16 protein-coding genes are annotated in these 16490 nt (G+C 37.8%); all 16 read left to right on the forward strand.

The genetic code is table 11. The features are described 5' to 3' along the window. Positions 1-113: 113 nt before the first annotated feature. The 16 genes from HHK02_RS01565 (at position 114) to HHK02_RS01640 (ending at position 16481) form a co-directional block, all read left to right on the forward strand. The gene (locus HHK02_RS01565; RefSeq protein ID WP_231124893.1) at positions 114-776 is read left to right on the forward strand and encodes a hypothetical protein; all 663 of its coding nucleotides are present in this window, start codon (positions 114-116) and stop codon (positions 774-776) included. Next, entirely contained in the window at positions 777-983 is a 207-nt protein-coding gene (locus HHK02_RS01570) for a hypothetical protein (protein ID WP_035168497.1), read from the forward strand. A gap of 108 nt (positions 984-1091) precedes the next feature. Then, a complete protein-coding gene (locus HHK02_RS01575) occupies positions 1092-2522 on the forward strand; it encodes a terminase (protein ID WP_003676419.1) in 1431 nt (476 codons plus the stop codon). Continuing rightward, positions 2523-4088, forward strand: coding sequence for a hypothetical protein (locus HHK02_RS01580; RefSeq protein WP_225414899.1), 1566 nt, complete (start codon positions 2523-2525; stop codon positions 4086-4088). Further along, complete coding sequence (locus tag HHK02_RS01585; RefSeq protein ID WP_181462672.1) at positions 4089-5804, forward strand: hypothetical protein; 1716 nt, start codon at positions 4089-4091, stop codon at positions 5802-5804. Next, complete coding sequence (locus tag HHK02_RS01590) at positions 5805-6245, forward strand: hypothetical protein (protein WP_003676413.1); 441 nt, start codon at positions 5805-5807, stop codon at positions 6243-6245. After that, positions 6246-7229, forward strand: coding sequence for a hypothetical protein (locus HHK02_RS01595; RefSeq protein WP_181462673.1), 984 nt, complete (start codon positions 6246-6248; stop codon positions 7227-7229). Continuing rightward, positions 7230-7793: a hypothetical protein gene (locus tag HHK02_RS01600; protein ID WP_035168507.1), complete on the forward strand. Its 564-nt coding sequence runs from the start codon at positions 7230-7232 to the stop codon at positions 7791-7793. Continuing rightward, positions 7794-8252, forward strand: a complete 459-nt coding sequence (locus HHK02_RS01605; RefSeq protein ID WP_003676407.1) for a hypothetical protein — start codon at positions 7794-7796, stop codon at positions 8250-8252. Beyond that, positions 8253-9311 (forward strand): hypothetical protein, encoded by a 1059-nt coding sequence (locus HHK02_RS01610; protein WP_181462674.1) that lies wholly within the window; start codon positions 8253-8255, stop codon positions 9309-9311. It abuts the gene before it with no gap. After that, positions 9312-9863 (forward strand): hypothetical protein, encoded by a 552-nt coding sequence (locus HHK02_RS01615; protein ID WP_181462675.1) that lies wholly within the window; start codon positions 9312-9314, stop codon positions 9861-9863. Further along, positions 9864-10667 (forward strand): hypothetical protein, encoded by an 804-nt coding sequence (locus tag HHK02_RS01620; RefSeq protein ID WP_003676402.1) that lies wholly within the window; start codon positions 9864-9866, stop codon positions 10665-10667. Then, the gene (locus HHK02_RS01625) at positions 10668-11774 is read left to right on the forward strand and encodes a fibronectin type III domain-containing protein (protein WP_087214413.1); all 1107 of its coding nucleotides are present in this window, start codon (positions 10668-10670) and stop codon (positions 11772-11774) included. Then, complete coding sequence (locus HHK02_RS01630; RefSeq protein WP_181462676.1) at positions 11775-15986, forward strand: hypothetical protein; 4212 nt, start codon at positions 11775-11777, stop codon at positions 15984-15986. Beyond that, entirely contained in the window at positions 15987-16187 is a 201-nt protein-coding gene (locus HHK02_RS01635; RefSeq protein WP_181462677.1) for a hypothetical protein, read from the forward strand. Continuing rightward, entirely contained in the window at positions 16188-16481 is a 294-nt protein-coding gene (locus HHK02_RS01640; protein ID WP_181462678.1) for a hypothetical protein, read from the forward strand. It abuts the gene before it with no gap. Positions 16482-16490 lie beyond the last annotated feature (9 nt).

The raw sequence follows: 16490 nt of genomic DNA on the forward strand, positions 1-16490 counted from the left end.
TGGCGGGAAAGATATGTGTCATTTGTGGTAAAGAAAAAAGGTCTAACCAACTTTTGAGACACAAGAACTTATTACTTGATACTAGCTTTTCTATATGTCGCGATTGCGCCAATATGGTAGCCGATTTTAGCAATGAGGATTCAGTTATTGAAATGGCTCAATTCGCAAATATTCCCTTTGTCAAGAATCTTTATATTGACGTAAAAAGAACAAGCAAGAACCCTAATTTCGGAGAATACTTAAAGAAAATAGCTCCGTATAAGAATTTCAAGACCTTCTCAGATTCTGTATTCACAACAGATCATGCCGAGGAAACAGTAAGTATTACCCCCGAATTAGAAAGTAGATGGGGCAAGGGATATAACGAAGAAGAATATGCTTATTTTGAGAATGTGCTACAAGGTCTTATTGCAATTAAACCGGCAACAACGGCATTTGAGATTCAGAGATATGTTGCCAATGTAAAGTTGAAGGACGCATTGGATAAGGCATTTATGGATGGAGACTCTAAGGCGATCACTGCCTTACGTAAAGCATATTCAGAAGATTCAAAGGATTTAGGGTTTGACGCTGTGCTTAGTGGGAATGATGACAGTGGAAAGACGTTGGGGCAAAGAATTCAAGGTTGGGAACTTAGTGAACCTGTTCCAGATAGCGATAAATACGAAGACGCTGCTGGCTTAAAGAAGTACATTGAAAAATGGTTCGTGATTCCTATGAAGAGAACCTTTGGTGTCGCCTCTGAAAAGGAGGTTGAAAGTCTATATGAAGACTGAATGAAGACTGAAAAGACACAACAAAAGTCTAGCTATTTTGAAAAACGGGAACGCAACCTGATGAAATGGGTTGGATATTGGCGAAGAAACCCACAGATATTCGTAAAAGATTATCTTGGAGTTAACCTGAAGCCTTATCAGAAATTGTTGTTTTACATGATGAATAAGGTTGATTTCTTCATGTATATTGCGGCGAGAGGTTTGTAATTGATTGCTTTGTACTGTATTGTTCGGTGTATTTTATACCCCGGAACAAAGATAGTACTAGCGTCCGGGACGCGCTCACAAGCTGCAAATATCATTTCACAAAAGATAGTGGACTTTTACGATCAATCAGCAGCAGTTCGATACGAAATAGGTTACAAGAAGGACCATATTAAAACGACGGTCAATGAGGCAAAGGTTGAGTTTAAGAATGGATCGAGGATCTTTGCCGCTACATCTGGTGAAAGTGCTCGTGGTTTACGTTGTAATATCTTAATCTGTGACGAATTTCGTCTGATTAAGAAAGAAACATTGGATAAGATTCTAAAACCGATGCTTAACGTTTACCGCCAGCCACCATATTTATCGAAACCAGAATATAGTCATTTGAAGCGAGAGGAAAACAAGCAGATTTACATTTCTTCTGCTTGGTATAAGTCGCATTGGATATGGGACGAATTCAAGAGCTATTTTAAGAAAATGACCAATTCGGATAAGCGTTATTTCGTTTCAATTCTCCCATATCAATTATCGGTTAAGAGTGGATTACTTTCACAGAGTGCAGTTGATGCCGAAAGAACGAGTGACACATTCGATCAAACGAGTTTTGATATGGAATATGAAACTATATTTGTTGGTGAAAATGATAAAGCCTACTTCAAGCTTGATCCATTAAATAAGATTAGAACGGTGGGAAAGACGTTTAGACCTCCAACTAATCAAGAATTCGTTGAAAATCAACATAGATCAAAACCAAGAATGTTGTCGAATTTCAAACGTGTCGATAAAGTAAATGAAATTAGAATAGTAGCCCTTGATATTGCCTTAATGGGTGGAAATAAGCTCGTTAAGAACGATACATCAGCATTTACGTTGATGAGGTTAATTCGTGAGGGTGATGAATATAAGCGCCAGGTTGTCTATTTGGAAAGTATTCAAGAGTCAATTTCTTCGGAGAACTTAGCTATTCGTTTAAAACAACTATATTACGATTTTGAAGCTGATTATGTAGTTATGGATGCGAATGGTAATGGGTTAGGAGTATTTGATGCTTGTACAACCGTCCTTACAGATAAAGATCGTGATATAGAATATCCAGCCTGGGCTTGTATCAATGATGACGAAACAAACGATAGAACAAAAACTAAGGGAATTAAATGTGTATATACGGTTAAGGCAAATGCGGCTTTCAACCACGAAATTGCAGTTTCCTTAAAGAATGTCATTGAATCTGGAAAACTCAGATTACCTATGAATGACATTCAAAAGCGCGAAGAATTACAGGAAGATAAGGAATATCGAAAGTTACCGGCCGAAGAACAAATTAAGGTCTTATATCCATATGTTCAAGCGACTGCATTGGTCAACGAATTGGTAAACCTTGAATATACCGTTAGAACTGGATATATCAAGATTTACGAAGTCGGAACAACGACTAAGGATAGGTACAGTTCGATTGCTTACTGTAATTACTATGCAAATGAATTAGAAAAAGAATTAAAAGAAGAAGCATCTAATAATTATGCTTACTTCATGCTCTAATTGAAAAATAAACGCAGAAATATGCGAGGGAGACGACGCACCTATGAGCGAAATATAGCAAGCATTCGTAGAAGAAACGCTGAATATGCTTCTGTTTTAGCGGATCCCAAGAGTCGGTTTAAGCCAAGTACTAACGCAGCTACCGAAAAGAAAAATATAAAGAGCTATTTACAGAGACCTGCCGATAATTTTGCCACAATAGCAGCAACGTTACGACAGGCATATTTAAACAGCGGAATTGTAAGCGGTGTCATAGATTATTACGTAGCACACCCGACATACAATTATTCAATATATCCTGTACTTGGTAATAAACAATATGCTATTGCAGGTAATATGCAACAAGATTACATAGATATGGCCTACCAGCTCAATATGTTAAATGTCAACTATTGGGCTCCTAAGTTCTTCAAGGACACATTGATTGATGGGGTTACGTTCTATGTGAAGATTGAAGATTCTACGGGTATAGCTTACATGAAGCTTCCTCCAGAGTGGTGTCGTATTTCTAACTTAGAAAATGGTGTATATCGTTTTAGAGTCGATGTTTCCAAACTAAAGCAAGAACAATATGACGAATTACCTAATGAACTTCAGCAAGCTTTTGATAAATATCATGACAATAGTATTAGCGATGATGATCAAGATTGGTATGACCGTAAGTGGTATATGGTCTCAGATGATGGTTTTGCTTTTACATTTGACCATAACGCAATAAATAACGGTGGAGTTGCGATTTCACCATTCGCAAGTGTTTTAGCAGATAGTCTTTCACTAGATGCTGCTAAAGATAATATTGATATTAAAGATAAGCTTGATACGATCCGAATTATTCACTCCAAACTACCAACTGATAGTAACGGAGCGCCAACACTGGATCTTAAAACTGCTCGGAATTTTGACGATCAAATGAGGTCAAGATTACCAGATGGCGTTGTCTCTATTACGAGTCCATCTTCGTTAGATAATGTCCCATTAAAAGGGTCTGGTAACGAAGGTGTGTACGACACTGTAAATAATGGACTGGAGCAGTTATTTTACGACTTGGGTATTAGTTCCTCACTATTTGGTGGAAAAACTACTAGTTCAAATATTGTAAAGGAATCAGTAAAAAAGGACTCAAACTGGATTTATACAAACTTATTCCCAATGCTTGAAGCATATTACAACTTTGAACTTAGCCAAGTTAAGACTCAGAACAAGATTCCTTGGAATTTGAAGTTCATTAGAGAATCGAACTTCACCTTAAAAGAAGATATTGCTAACTATAAAGATCAGCTTAGTTATGGTGGGTCAAGACTTGATTACTTAGCATCTGTTGGATTTACTCCAGATCAGGTAATTTCACAATTAAGTTTTGAACAACAGGCATTGGACATTGACTCAATTATGGTAGTTAAACCAACGTCTAATACCATTTCAAGCAAAGAAGCTGCGAATAGCAGTGGAAAGGCGACACCTAAAGCGCCTAATAGCAATATAAACAATCCAAATAAGGGTAACGTTGGCCGACCAGAAACAGATAATCCAACGGATGATACTGACCGGCTCAATGACGCTCAATAGATGATTGAAGTAACGACAGTAAAGTTACCAACTCACTTTGAAGAGCTTGAATCTAATACGGATTCTCGCTTCCAAAAAGTGAAGATTTATATAGCTCATACAGGTGAGAATTTAAATAATTCTGTATTTTCCAAAGATGTTCTGGAGAATATGATTCCCTCACTTTCGAATATTCCTATATTGGGTCTGATTAGTGAAAATTCTAATGGAGAAAGCGACTTTAGGGGTCATGAAAAGACATTGGACATTACTGATGGAAAATTCAAGATCAAGTTTAATACTCATGCGTATGGGTTTGTTCCAGAAGATAATAATGCTCATTTCGAAGTTACTGGTGGCAAAGAATGGCTAGTGACCGACGGCTATCTCTGGACAAGATTCATTGACGCTATAGAACTATTTAACGATGCAAGTGGTTCTAAAGGGCAATCAATGGAAGTGGGAAACGTTGAAGGATATACAGATAACAGAGGGCGATTAGTATTTACAAGTGCTATGTTCACTGGATTATGTATTCTTGGTGACGATGTACCGCCAGCAATGACTGGTTCAACGATTTCAACAGTATTTAGTAAAGAAGACTTTAAGTCAACTTTTAAAGAAATGTTAGCCGAGTTTTCGGCTGAGAAAGGAGAAAAAGCTTTGGCGACTAAGAAAAAACAAGAAAATGGAGCAACGGTAGTTGAAGAACCAAAGTCTGACGCTTCAACGGCTGCGGAATCAAAATCAAGTGCTGTTAGTGAGACTGCAAAGTCAGCTACACCTGCTTCATCTGCGTCAACCAGTAGCGCTTCTAAACCAGCCGAAATGCCTGCATCAAGTGCAAGCGAAGATAGTTCAAAGGCTAGTTCTGCAACGTCAACCAGTACTTCTACGTCCGATAAGGCTGCGCCAGCTAATGCATCGGGTGCCGAACCGGCTAGCGGAGATAATACAGAAGAGCATGACGACAATGCAGAAATGTCTAGTGATAAGGACGATAAAGACGGTATTTCTTTAAACAAAAATGAAAGCGCTTACAAAAAAGACGATGGTAATGATGATTCCGAAGACGATACGGAAGATGGGGACGACAAAAAGGATAAAGACAAGTTCGCTTGTGGCTCAGAAAAAAACAAGAAGAAGGCACAATTCGAACTAAATCTTAATGATCGCGAATATGCATTATCACAAGCGGTACGTAACAAATTTAACGCTGGTGGAAATACCGATATTTATCCAGTTGAAGTCTTTGAGGCTTACGGAATCTTCAAGTCAGTTAACTGGAGTTCTGATGACAGTAAGCTGTATCGGATTGATTACAGCGTAAATGCAGATGACTCAATCAAGTTGGGGGATAAAACAGAGATTTTCTCAATGTATGTCACTCAAGAAGAGAAAAACAGGATTGAGTCAGATCGCAATAAATTAGCTAATTTAGAAGCACAAATTGCGGAATTAACGGAATACAAGAACAGCATTGAAATGTCTAAAAAGGAAAAGGCATTAAACGATGTTAAGACTTCGTTATCGGCAGAACAAATGAAAGATATTCGTGGCAAGTTCTCAGAAATGTCTGTCGAAGATGTTGAAAAGGAAATTGCCTACGCAATTTATTCAAAGAACAAGAATGAGTTTTCTGCTCCAAAGCGTGGAGGAGTTCCAACAACAAACTTCTCTGCGAAAAAAGAGAGCGAATACGGATATGGCACAGCAGATGCTTTATTCCACAAATAAATGGCTGAAGTTATTTTAGACAAGATTAAATCTACTGCGCATATTGACAGCGTTGTAGCCAAAGAAGATCTAAAGAACGGTCAATGGTTAACTTTAGGCCTTCTTGACGCAGACGGTGAACGTCGTTTAGCGGAAAAGGCAAAGGCAGAAGATACAGCTGATGTTCTTCTTGTTACAAGTTTTACCAGATATGATCCAAATACTGATTTTGCAGACTATGTTACTAAGGCAGGACAAACTGGTCGTGCTTTCCATATGGAAAAGGGCGATGTTATTTCAGTGACTAAAGACTTAGTAGCTGGCGCAAAGAAGGGTGACGGATTAACCATTGGTGACGATGGTTTAGGGTTCAAGAAAACAGAAGGTCGCGGTATCGCACAAATTATTGGCGAAGAAAATCAAGGATTTTACGGCGACATGTTTGTAATCGCTATTCGCTAAATGGAAAGAAACGATTTTATGAATTTTGCTCGCGACCTATACTTCAAGCGTGAATTTAGCAAGAACGGTGTATCAGGTCAAGAAGCAATGCGTAACGCTATTTTAGACGCACTTGGTGGAGAATTCACTCCTACTTCTTGGGGTAAAAACAAGTATGATGTTTTCGAATTAATTTCTGAAGCGGTTGACGCAGTTGTTCCACGTTTATTAACGGACCAATTTTCTAACATTGCTGACATTCGTACTGTTGCTATTGGTGAAAAACCGATTTTCCAAGTACAAGATCCAAAGGCTATTCGGGTAGGTCGCGTAGCAGCCGGTGACCAAGATATTCGTCGGCAAACTATCAAGGACACTCATTACTCAATTGAAACAGAAGACTTTGGTGCATCTGTATACACAGAACTCCACCAATTTATGACTGGAACTATTGACTGGAGTAACTTGATTGATCGTGTGGCACAAGCATTTACAAATCACATTCAATCTACTATTGCAGAAGCATTGAATGACAGTTACTCATTACTTAATGCTACTGACAAGGTAACTGGTCAAGCAACTCTTGATCAAGTTGTTAAGCTTGCAGAACGTATTCAAGTTAAAGCTAACCGTAATGTAGAAATTTATGGAACCAAGGCTGCTTTAAGCAAGTTAGCAGAAATGGCAAACGTAAATCTCTACTCAGGTGATATGAAGAACGAATTAAATGAAAAGGGCTTCCTTGGTGTTGTTCGTGGATTGAAGTTAAACGAAATTCCACAAGCATTTAAGGTTAACAAAGATGAATTCGCCCTTGATGATAACAAGCTTTTGATTCTTCCAGAAGGTGAAAAGATCGTTGGTGTGGTAATGGAAGGTGACGCCATCACTGTTGAAGCAGACTACACAGGACGGAATGATTTACAAATGGGCTTTAAGACCATCGAACGTATGGGAATCATGGCTCTTCAAATGAAAGTATACGGTATGGCTGAATTAGGCTAAATGTCACGTGAAGTAAAGCGCCGGAAGCGCAAAATTATTGACCCCTCAACTGAAATAGTAGTTGCAAATAATACTTATGGTACTTTTGCTTACGAATCAAAGAATGGGGTACTTTCAATTGTTTTAGAAGAGAACGGTGATGAAGAATACATCACATACTCTGAGGCAAGAAAGCTAAAAAAGTATTTTGAAAATATGTCTCTGTTAATAATTGACGTTAACTCTGACGAAGATATTTCAATTATGGATGTTGTTCGCGGATTGCGATTAACAGATGTTTATAGTTCATACCTTAAATTTGTAGAAGGTTTTAATGAAGACGAATTTGATGAGGTGGAAGCATTGTATTCAGATGCTCTTGCTGACTTTGTAGTTGATTCAGATATAGACGAATTTAAGGAAGTACTTAAAACTCCACTAAGAAATGCGATCGTTATGACAACGGTTGAGATGTATAAACAACGACGCTTAACAAATCGTGACAAACAAGACCTTGTTAATAACAGAGATGAGGATTTCTGGGCGGATGTAGATGTGTCCGTTAAAGCGGTAGAAGGTCACTAAATGGCAAATGAAAGTAATGACCCTAAATATACATATTATGAAGAAGTCTACAAGGTTTTCTTGAATACAGTAGATTCATATGACTTCGCTCAAATGGATGATGACGAATTAGAAAGCGTCTTATATGGATATATGGATTCAGGTCGATTACTTTTCAGTACTTATATAGCTAAAGATTTCATGGATGACGATCCTGAAAATAAGAGATTTAACTTCAAGATGACAAGAGTAGAAATTGCTTTACTTGCACAGGCAATGAAACTTGAGTGGGTTCGTGAACATCTGAATTCGGAAGAGTTAATGCGAAAAGCGATTGGTGATCGAGACTTTAATACGGTGCAGGGATATCAATACTTGGACCGTCTCCAGACTATGGAGAAACAATTGAGTAGAGAGATTACCGCTCAAATCAATCGATTAGAATACTCGAATCCAGAACTGTATGGTGAAATGAAATGAATGAGTAGTTTTGCAACATCATACCGCAGAAAGCAACGAGTCATTGGGGACAACAGAGTTAATAGAAATTATAATCGGCAGCTTGAGGGTTTTAATCTTTACTACAAAGATACTCTAACTAAGCATGATTGTATTATTGATGGTGTTCCAACGCAGGCAGTCTTTCAAGATCATTCGCAAAGCAACAATAAAGATTTATCTGATGACAAGTACGTTGTTGTCCCAAATTCAGTTGAAGTTGGTGTGGGCTCATATATTGAATGGGCGGACGAAACATGGATGGTTTTTACTGAAGAGTATAAAACGATTCCTTCTCATCAACAATTAAAGATAAAGCATACGAACAGACGGCTTAAATGGTTGACGAACAAGAACAGTAAGCTGATTTGCAACTTCGGGAAAGGTTGGCCTGCTTATGTACAGAACCAGACATTATATACCTTAGGGGTGTCATTCTCAGGACAAAATATCGCATTAGCGAATGCGAAAATGTCTGTTTACATCAAAGATGTTCCAGAAACAAGAGCGGTAAAAGTTGGGACAAGACTTTGGATTGCTGGTCAAGTCTATAAAATTGAATTCGCTGACTACGTATCAAGACCGGGGTTAGTTAACTGGTTACTAGACGAAGATACAAAGAATCCGGAAACCGATAATTCTGATTTGGAAATAGCTGATTATTGGGATTCTGGAGGTAAAGACGAAGACGATTCCATAAAAGATGTATCTAAGTTGACTATGCCTACAGACGGCTCTGACAGCCATTCTGAGGAAGAAAAGCCAAAAGTTGAATGGAATATCGAAGGAACAATTAAAGCTCGCCTAGGGCATACTTATGTCTATACAGCGATGAATTCTGATGGAACTAAGGCAGATGTCTCCGAATGGATGATTGGAACCCTTGAAGACTCTCCATTTTATGTAAAAGAAAAAGATAATCATAGCATTACTGTGACTGTGAAAGACATCTATAAGCTAGTTGGACAAACAGTAACAATCACAGCAAAAGCCAATGACGAAATAAAAAATATTGCAATAAAAATTATAAAGAAGTTCTAGGTGCCCGCAAAGGAAATTACAAATGAGGCTCCAAAACATGTGTCTTCAGTTATGAAGATTAGTGAGTGGAAACAGCAAATGATGGAAACAATGGCAATGGATGATGATTTAGCAAAATTACTTTATTATGACTCATCTGATGCATTAAGCCGTCCTAATTTAACCGAGGAGCAAAAATATGAACTGGTAACAGAGGGAGAAGAAAAGCGTCGGATTTATCCAACAAGATATAAGCCTGGGGTAGTTATGGACCAGCAATCATTTATTGGTATGGCGATTTCTAATTTCTCATTTCCAGAAATTCATTATCACGTAGATAGTGATTTCGTGATGGGGTACTTATACTTCTTTATCCTTGTTGATAACAAAATTATGGATATCGATGAAGGACAAAGGCAAGATCAAATACTCGCTAGAATTTATGACTTATTCTCCGATTCTAGAAGATACGGAATCGGGACTGTAAAAATTGGTCAACTTTCTGAATTATGGGAGCAAAACAATAAGTTTGGCGGCTACCAACTAATGATGAGAGTATACGACTTTAAGTAAATGAGAATTAACTATTCTTATGTGATTCTCGGGAAAGATATACCTATAAACGATAAGGTAACTTTTCATATTCCCACAATTGGTGAATTAGCAGAAGCAGAAAACAATGACTTTAGTGATTGTACTCGTGTTTTTGTAACAGGGGTTCGGGAACAATTTAGTGGTGTTCCTGAGCAGGTTGATCTGATAGAAGAAAGATTCCCGTCTCTATGGGATATGGCTTTTGACGATGAAATGAATGACCTTGTTGGAGAGGCCATGTTTGGTAAAGGCGCTACTTTATTACGGCAATTTTTGAAAGCGCTTTCATACTGGACTAGGACGAAAGAAGAACAGTACAAAATCTTGAGTAATAAAAAGATCGTAAGCGAAGAACTGGATTGGATTATCGACAGGGAAACATACATTGACCTATCTAACCTAATCAAAGCAGTTACTTTGTCAAAGCCCAATAGGGACTTGATTGCACCCAAGGGTGTGGGAAGTAATCCAAGAAAGATTCAAATGTGGAAAAACACATACAAGGGTCGATTACAACAAGCCATGAAAAGAAAAGGAACGGAATTAGGAGATCAAATCCTTCAGCTAGAAGTATTTGCGCCTGGATACATTAGCTTTGCTGATATTCAAGGTATGACCTACTACCAGTTTTCAAATCTTTTATCTGCTTATACCGCTAAGTATTCATCAGAAAAACAGTATCAGATTTATACATCAGAAAAGTTCGATACGAAAGATATGAAAATGCCTGATCTAAATGAAGAAATAAAACTAATCAAATTTGATGAAAAAAATAAAGACTAAATGTCTACTTATGGTTTGAAGGATGCGTCAAATATCACATTTGTAAAGCGTGGTACTACTACTCCCGTTTTATACATTGATTACGCAAACCAAACAAATACGCAATGGCAATCTAACCGTGTATATGCCAAGAAGAAGGGTACACAAGCAATTGCATGGGACTCTGCACGGACTGGTAAGTTAACCATTCAAACTGAAATGTTTGATCTTCGGCTCTTGGCAATGATGGCCGGTGACGATGATTTACATAAGGGAACAAATACTATCTTTAAGCGAAAAGTATTCCAATTACGAGGAGATCGCTTAATTGATTTAGGCGCAAAGCCAGTTGAAGGTTCTGTATCTGTATTCCGTGTAGACGACAAGGATAAGCGTGAACACATTACTGAAATCCCTATGTTAGTTTCTGGAGACGCTGGTTCAGTTCCACAAATGGTAACTGATGTTGCTGTTTCTGCTAAGGACACAACTGCAACAATTACTTGGAGTTCTACAGCCAATGCAACTAGTTATATTGTTTACCGAAATGGAGTAGCTACTGGATACCCTGTTGGTACTTCATTTAACGACTCAAACTTAACTCCTGAAACAGAATACAAGTACACAGTTGTTGCTAAGAATGAAGCAGGACAATCAGTTCAATCTGCTGAAGTAGTTATTACTACTGCTACATCAGGTACTAAAGAAGCCGGCGCTGCTGTTAAGGCAACTGGAGATGCAATCAAGAAGGCACAAGAAAATGCTAGCGGGGCTAACTTAAATGGCTTGTACTTCAAGATGACTGATGGTGGAAACGGAATTCAACTTTCTGATGAAGCCGTTGTCGGTGCTGCTTACGCAGTGTACTACGTTGTAAAGCAAGACGGTGTATCTTCCTACACTATCAATGCACTTAAGTTTGCAACTAACTATGAAATTTACGCCGATGCCGTAATTCGTTCCCAGGACGGTGAAGATAAGTTTGCGCAAATTCACTTTACTAATGTAAAGCCTGCTGCAAATGTAACATTCAACCAAAACTCAGAACAAGTAACTTCCCTTTCATTGGAATTTGACTTGTTGGCTGATGAAAATAACGACCAAGCTATTTACGAATACATCGAATAGATGGAGAAAACGATTAAGTATTTAGAAAACGGAGAATACCATTATGCTACAGTTCGCTCTGTTGGTGATTTGGCACAATTAAAGACTAATTCAAAGGAAACACTTGTCGAAGCCATCAACGAGCTCTGGAATGGTGGAGGTAATGCTGATCCAAGTAAAGCACCAAAACCAGAAGGCTATGACCAATTAGTTCAAGATGTTGCTGATGCTGTAAAAAATCAACAAGAAATCAGTCAGCAATGGATTGAGTGGCAAAACGAAGAAGCTCAACTTACTGAAGAACGTAAGCAAGCATATCTACAAGCGATGAAAGAAATGCAAGAGTCCATTGATAAGGCTAAAGCTGATGCGGCAGCTCTTGATGATAAGACAGCTAAATTAGACGAGCAAATCACTAAGACCTTTAGTGATCTTGATACATCAATTCAAAATATGCATGAACAGCTTCAAAAAGAAGCAGATCGCATGAATCAAGAATTGATTGATACAAAATCTGATTTAACTAAGGTTCGTACAGATCTGCAAAATGCCCAACTAGATAATGGGAGAATTCATGACGAGCTAACTAATATTAATGGGAAATTTGAACATAAAGTTTGGCAAACAGATTTGGACCCGTTAAAGGAACAGATCGACAGAGCTGAAACCAGCGTCCAACAGACCAAAGATGAGTTACTTGGAAAGGCAAGTCGTCAAGATTTAGATACAGTAACCAATACCGTTTCTAAACTTGATACACAGTTAAAAGAAACTGCCAAAGGCGTAGAAATCAGCGTTAAGAAAGATGAGCTCGGTGGTGAAATCGCTGAGGCGTTGACTAATAAAACGAATATTTTACTAGGTACAAGAAGATTCACTACTAATAACTGGCAGCAACGAGAGCATGTTGAAATATGTAGCGATCCTTGGAAGGGATTCCTGGTCGCCAAACAAAATAGTCCAATTGAAGGTATCCAACAAGCTTATGACGTAAAGTCTGGAACTACCTATACCTTTAGTCTTTTCGCAAAGATGGATACTTTGGACGATAGTAACAAACCGCAAATTATCCTTGCCAAGAATAACCTCGATACTAGTCTTGATACCAAGATTGATGTATGGCGTAAAGAAATTGATGACATTACCCCTGATTTCAAGAGATATGATTTAACTTTTACCCCAAGTGAAGATTGTACGATTTATCCTCATGTTATCTCAAATAGCAATAATCCTATATTCGTTTGCGGTTATCAGCTAGAAATTGGAAAGACATCAACTCCATGGGAACCTAATCAAGAAGATGTTGGTGACTATGTAGAAAAGTCTGAGGCACAATTCAATGTCTATAACGATAAGATTCAAGCCCTAACTGAAAAACAACGCCAACAAGGTGATACCCAAGAAAAGTTACGAACAGAAGTCACTCAGACAGCCGAAGGAACAAAGCAAGTATCCGAGAATCTCAAAAAGACTAATGATGATATCACTAAACTTCGTGGCGAATTTGAAGTGAAAGCGGATCACATGAAGTCTGAGTATGAGACTTATACGAATAAAGCTGTAGGTCAAATCAGTGATAGTACATTAAATCTTATTCGGAATAGTTCATTTCAGAATAAAGACGAGGACTTTGCACAATGGCAGAATGTTTCTGCAAAGGCTAATGTACGTCAAGATGAAAATGGGCTGCGTTGGGTTGAATTAACTCAGTCAGGAATGACTACAGATAATATCATTGGACTAACAAGTAACTATTTTAATATTAAACAAGGTAAGGTTACTGTTGCCGTTGACATTAAGAGTGGAACCAAGGCGGACTTAGATATTGAATCTGTTTTGACGCTTGAATTATATGACGAAAATAAGAAACGTGTCGATTTTACTCGGCTTACACTCAATGATTTAGGTTTAAATAAGTCATTACTAGGAGATCATCAAGTACACCGAGGATTGTATCGTCTTGGTATAGATAGAAACGATGCTAAGTATATGACCGTAAAGGCTCATTTAATGCGTAATGGTGATTTGTGGTTCACTAATTTCTCTGCAAGATTGTCTTCGATTGACGATGGAGCTTATGAGCCTAATCCAGATGATTTAAACCAACAGATACTAAAACAGAATACTAAGATTGAACAAAATGCCAAAGAAGTAGCTATTAAAGCCAATTCTGTTGATGTGACACGGGGCATTAAGAGTGCTATAGATGGTGTAGATGTTGGGACTATTAATCTTGCGACCGGCACCAATAAGCCATTTGTTATGGGGTATGGGATAGAAAATACAAGGTGGGATGATAATTCAGCCTATCTACCTTTGCCTGCAAAAGTAAAAGCCGGAGAAATACTTCCCCAGGGTGATGGATTCCATTTCATGTTGGCGAAGGGTAAAACATATACACAAACCATATGGATAGATACAGATGCAAGTATAATTGATTCATCTAAGTTGCAGATTACATGGTTCACAGACGATATAGGGCATAACTATCAGCAAGCAAAATTAGTTCGCTTGGGAGAAAATAGCTACAAAATTATATCTACATATTTGTGGCCTGGAAAATCCTTAAAACAGGTGCGTCTCTTCGATATCTGTCAGTTGAATAGAGTTTTTGACATAGAGAGAACCGGAACGTATTTAAAATTTAGACATCCAATGCTTTCCGAGGGTAATAAATCGACTGATTGGTCCCCATCGGCAAATGATACATCACTAGAAATAAAGTCTGCAAAAAATGCGGCAATAAAAGTATCTAGCGATTTGATTGAATTATCAGTAAGAGATATAAGCACTAGCTTTAATGATAAATTGAATATAAAAATTAACGAAGAAAGAGCTGCGTCCCAGAAGTTTACTACAGAGGGAATAGAACAAGTCGTCTCGAGGGTAAATGAGGTTAACGATCATGTTAGTGTATTAAGGAGTAGTACTGAGGCTACTATAAAAAATTTAAGCGACAGGGTAATTACGGAAGTTAATAGTTTAACTACGAAAGATGATAATCTGATAAAAAGTATTGATGAAATCAATACTAAATTGACTATTGCGAAGGGTGAAATACAAAGCAAGGTTAGTGAAACAAAGTTAGAAGATGTTCTGGATGGGAAAGGATATGCTACTACATCTTGGGCTCAGTCTACTTTTGCTCAAAAAAAAGATTCAATTACGCTAGAGACCGTGAGAGCTAATGTTAAGGATCTCACTAGGACTCAAAACATAGGGACAATTAATATAGATGATATGCGAACTGAAGGGCATTATTTTGTCGAAAATTTAATTGGCAATCCAATGACAGGTTGGGTGTACGTAGATGTTGTGGGGTCTCGAAGTGATCGGATTAGGCAAGATGTATATTCAGATGTAAGTCAAATGCACATGAATAGAGTGCTTGTGGCGTCAAAATGGACCCCCTGGAAAGAACAAGTTAATGTAGATAATTTAATTTCCAAAATTAATATTGCCCCTGAGCAAATTACTATCGCATCAAATAAAATTATGATTGACGGAAATACCGATATTCATGGAGATTTAAGAGTTGATAGTGTGCGATTAATTGGACGTCATGGATTGGTCGATATGAGTGGCGATAGTGGAATTGCAATTGTAAATGAGCATGGACGTCTGGAATTAAATGCGGATGAAGTTAAGCTGGGATTTACTGATAAATTTGCTATAGGCTTACAACCAACACAGTTAAATTTTTATGATAAGAAGAACGATTTTACCTCCCAAAGGTTAGCGGGAAGTGTTATGTTGACTAAGAGCAATTCCATTGATGCGGATAGGTGCTTGTCTTTTGTCTATAATCCAAGAAAAGAATTTAACACATTCGACGATAACGGTGTGGCTCCATCTATGTCAATAGGGTATTATGATCCTAAAACTATGGTTGATCCAATGTACGGGGGACAGATTGTTGATCAAATTGTATTTTTATCACAAGACTTGAAGTATACATATGCCGATAGAGAGGGTACTTGTAAGAAAGGAATTCATTTTTTTGATAAAGTCTACGCAGAAAATGATGTGTCTATAAAAAATAACCATAGTATAGATGTAAGTGGTGCGTCATACATAATATTCAACGGAGAGAAACTTCGTATAGGTTATGTAGTAGATAAAAAAGATGGTAACGTTTTATCATTATATAAAGTTAAACCCGATGGGAGCGTTGCCTCAGGAATCGGCTTTACTGATCACGGAACCATGATATATGGCGGTATCGTGCAGTAAATGAATAATCAACAACAAACAGGAAAAGCAGAAAAGGTTGCAAGTAAGTTAATTAATAAATTAGCTTTAACAGAATTAGAATTGGCTAATCGCGAAGTTGATATTGATGAACTTAATGCCAGAATTCAACAATTAACTCAGGTTAACCAACAATTAAAAAGTCAACAAAATAAGTCAGCGGAAGAAAAGGAAGCCGCTTAAATGGCTTTACGAAAAACTAAGTCGATGTCGTTAACTGGGGAATCAGTAATTAATGGAACTACTGTTGTTCGTATGACAGCTAGTTTATCAACGACTGGTGGGACGGATTCAATTAATCAATATGTTCAGAATGTAGATTTGTATAACGCAAATAAGCACGATGTACGTAAGGATATTTCTGAATTCCAAGATTATGTATACGAACAGCAAGACGCTATTGATGCCGAAGTTGCCGCTGATAAGGAAGCTGCAAAGGCTACTGGAGCTACCGATACAGATAAAGAGGCCGCTTAAATGATCGGT

Source organism: Limosilactobacillus reuteri (assembly GCF_013694365.1).
Classification (GTDB): domain Bacteria; phylum Bacillota; class Bacilli; order Lactobacillales; family Lactobacillaceae; genus Limosilactobacillus; species Limosilactobacillus reuteri_E.

Excerpts from the sequence above, each read along its gene's own strand:
- HHK02_RS01605 (WP_003676407.1), top strand. The coding sequence starts at position 7,794 with ATGGCAAATGAAAGTAATGACCCTAAATATACATATTATGAAGAAGTC.
- HHK02_RS01595 (WP_181462673.1), top strand. The coding sequence starts at position 6,246 with ATGGAAAGAAACGATTTTATGAATTTTGCTCGCGACCTATACTTCAAG.
- HHK02_RS01590 (WP_003676413.1), top strand. The coding sequence starts at position 5,805 with ATGGCTGAAGTTATTTTAGACAAGATTAAATCTACTGCGCATATTGAC.
- HHK02_RS01640 (WP_181462678.1), top strand. The coding sequence starts at position 16,188 with ATGGCTTTACGAAAAACTAAGTCGATGTCGTTAACTGGGGAATCAGTA.
- HHK02_RS01585 (WP_181462672.1), top strand. The coding sequence starts at position 4,089 with ATGATTGAAGTAACGACAGTAAAGTTACCAACTCACTTTGAAGAGCTT.
- HHK02_RS01600 (WP_035168507.1), top strand. The coding sequence starts at position 7,230 with ATGTCACGTGAAGTAAAGCGCCGGAAGCGCAAAATTATTGACCCCTCA.
- HHK02_RS01630 (WP_181462676.1), top strand. The coding sequence starts at position 11,775 with ATGGAGAAAACGATTAAGTATTTAGAAAACGGAGAATACCATTATGCT.
- HHK02_RS01625 (WP_087214413.1), top strand. The coding sequence starts at position 10,668 with ATGTCTACTTATGGTTTGAAGGATGCGTCAAATATCACATTTGTAAAG.
- HHK02_RS01570 (WP_035168497.1), top strand. The coding sequence starts at position 777 with ATGAAGACTGAAAAGACACAACAAAAGTCTAGCTATTTTGAAAAACGG.
- HHK02_RS01635 (WP_181462677.1), top strand. The coding sequence starts at position 15,987 with ATGAATAATCAACAACAAACAGGAAAAGCAGAAAAGGTTGCAAGTAAG.
- HHK02_RS01565 (WP_231124893.1), top strand. The coding sequence starts at position 114 with ATGGTAGCCGATTTTAGCAATGAGGATTCAGTTATTGAAATGGCTCAA.
- HHK02_RS01620 (WP_003676402.1), top strand. The coding sequence starts at position 9,864 with ATGAGAATTAACTATTCTTATGTGATTCTCGGGAAAGATATACCTATA.
- HHK02_RS01610 (WP_181462674.1), top strand. The coding sequence starts at position 8,253 with ATGAGTAGTTTTGCAACATCATACCGCAGAAAGCAACGAGTCATTGGG.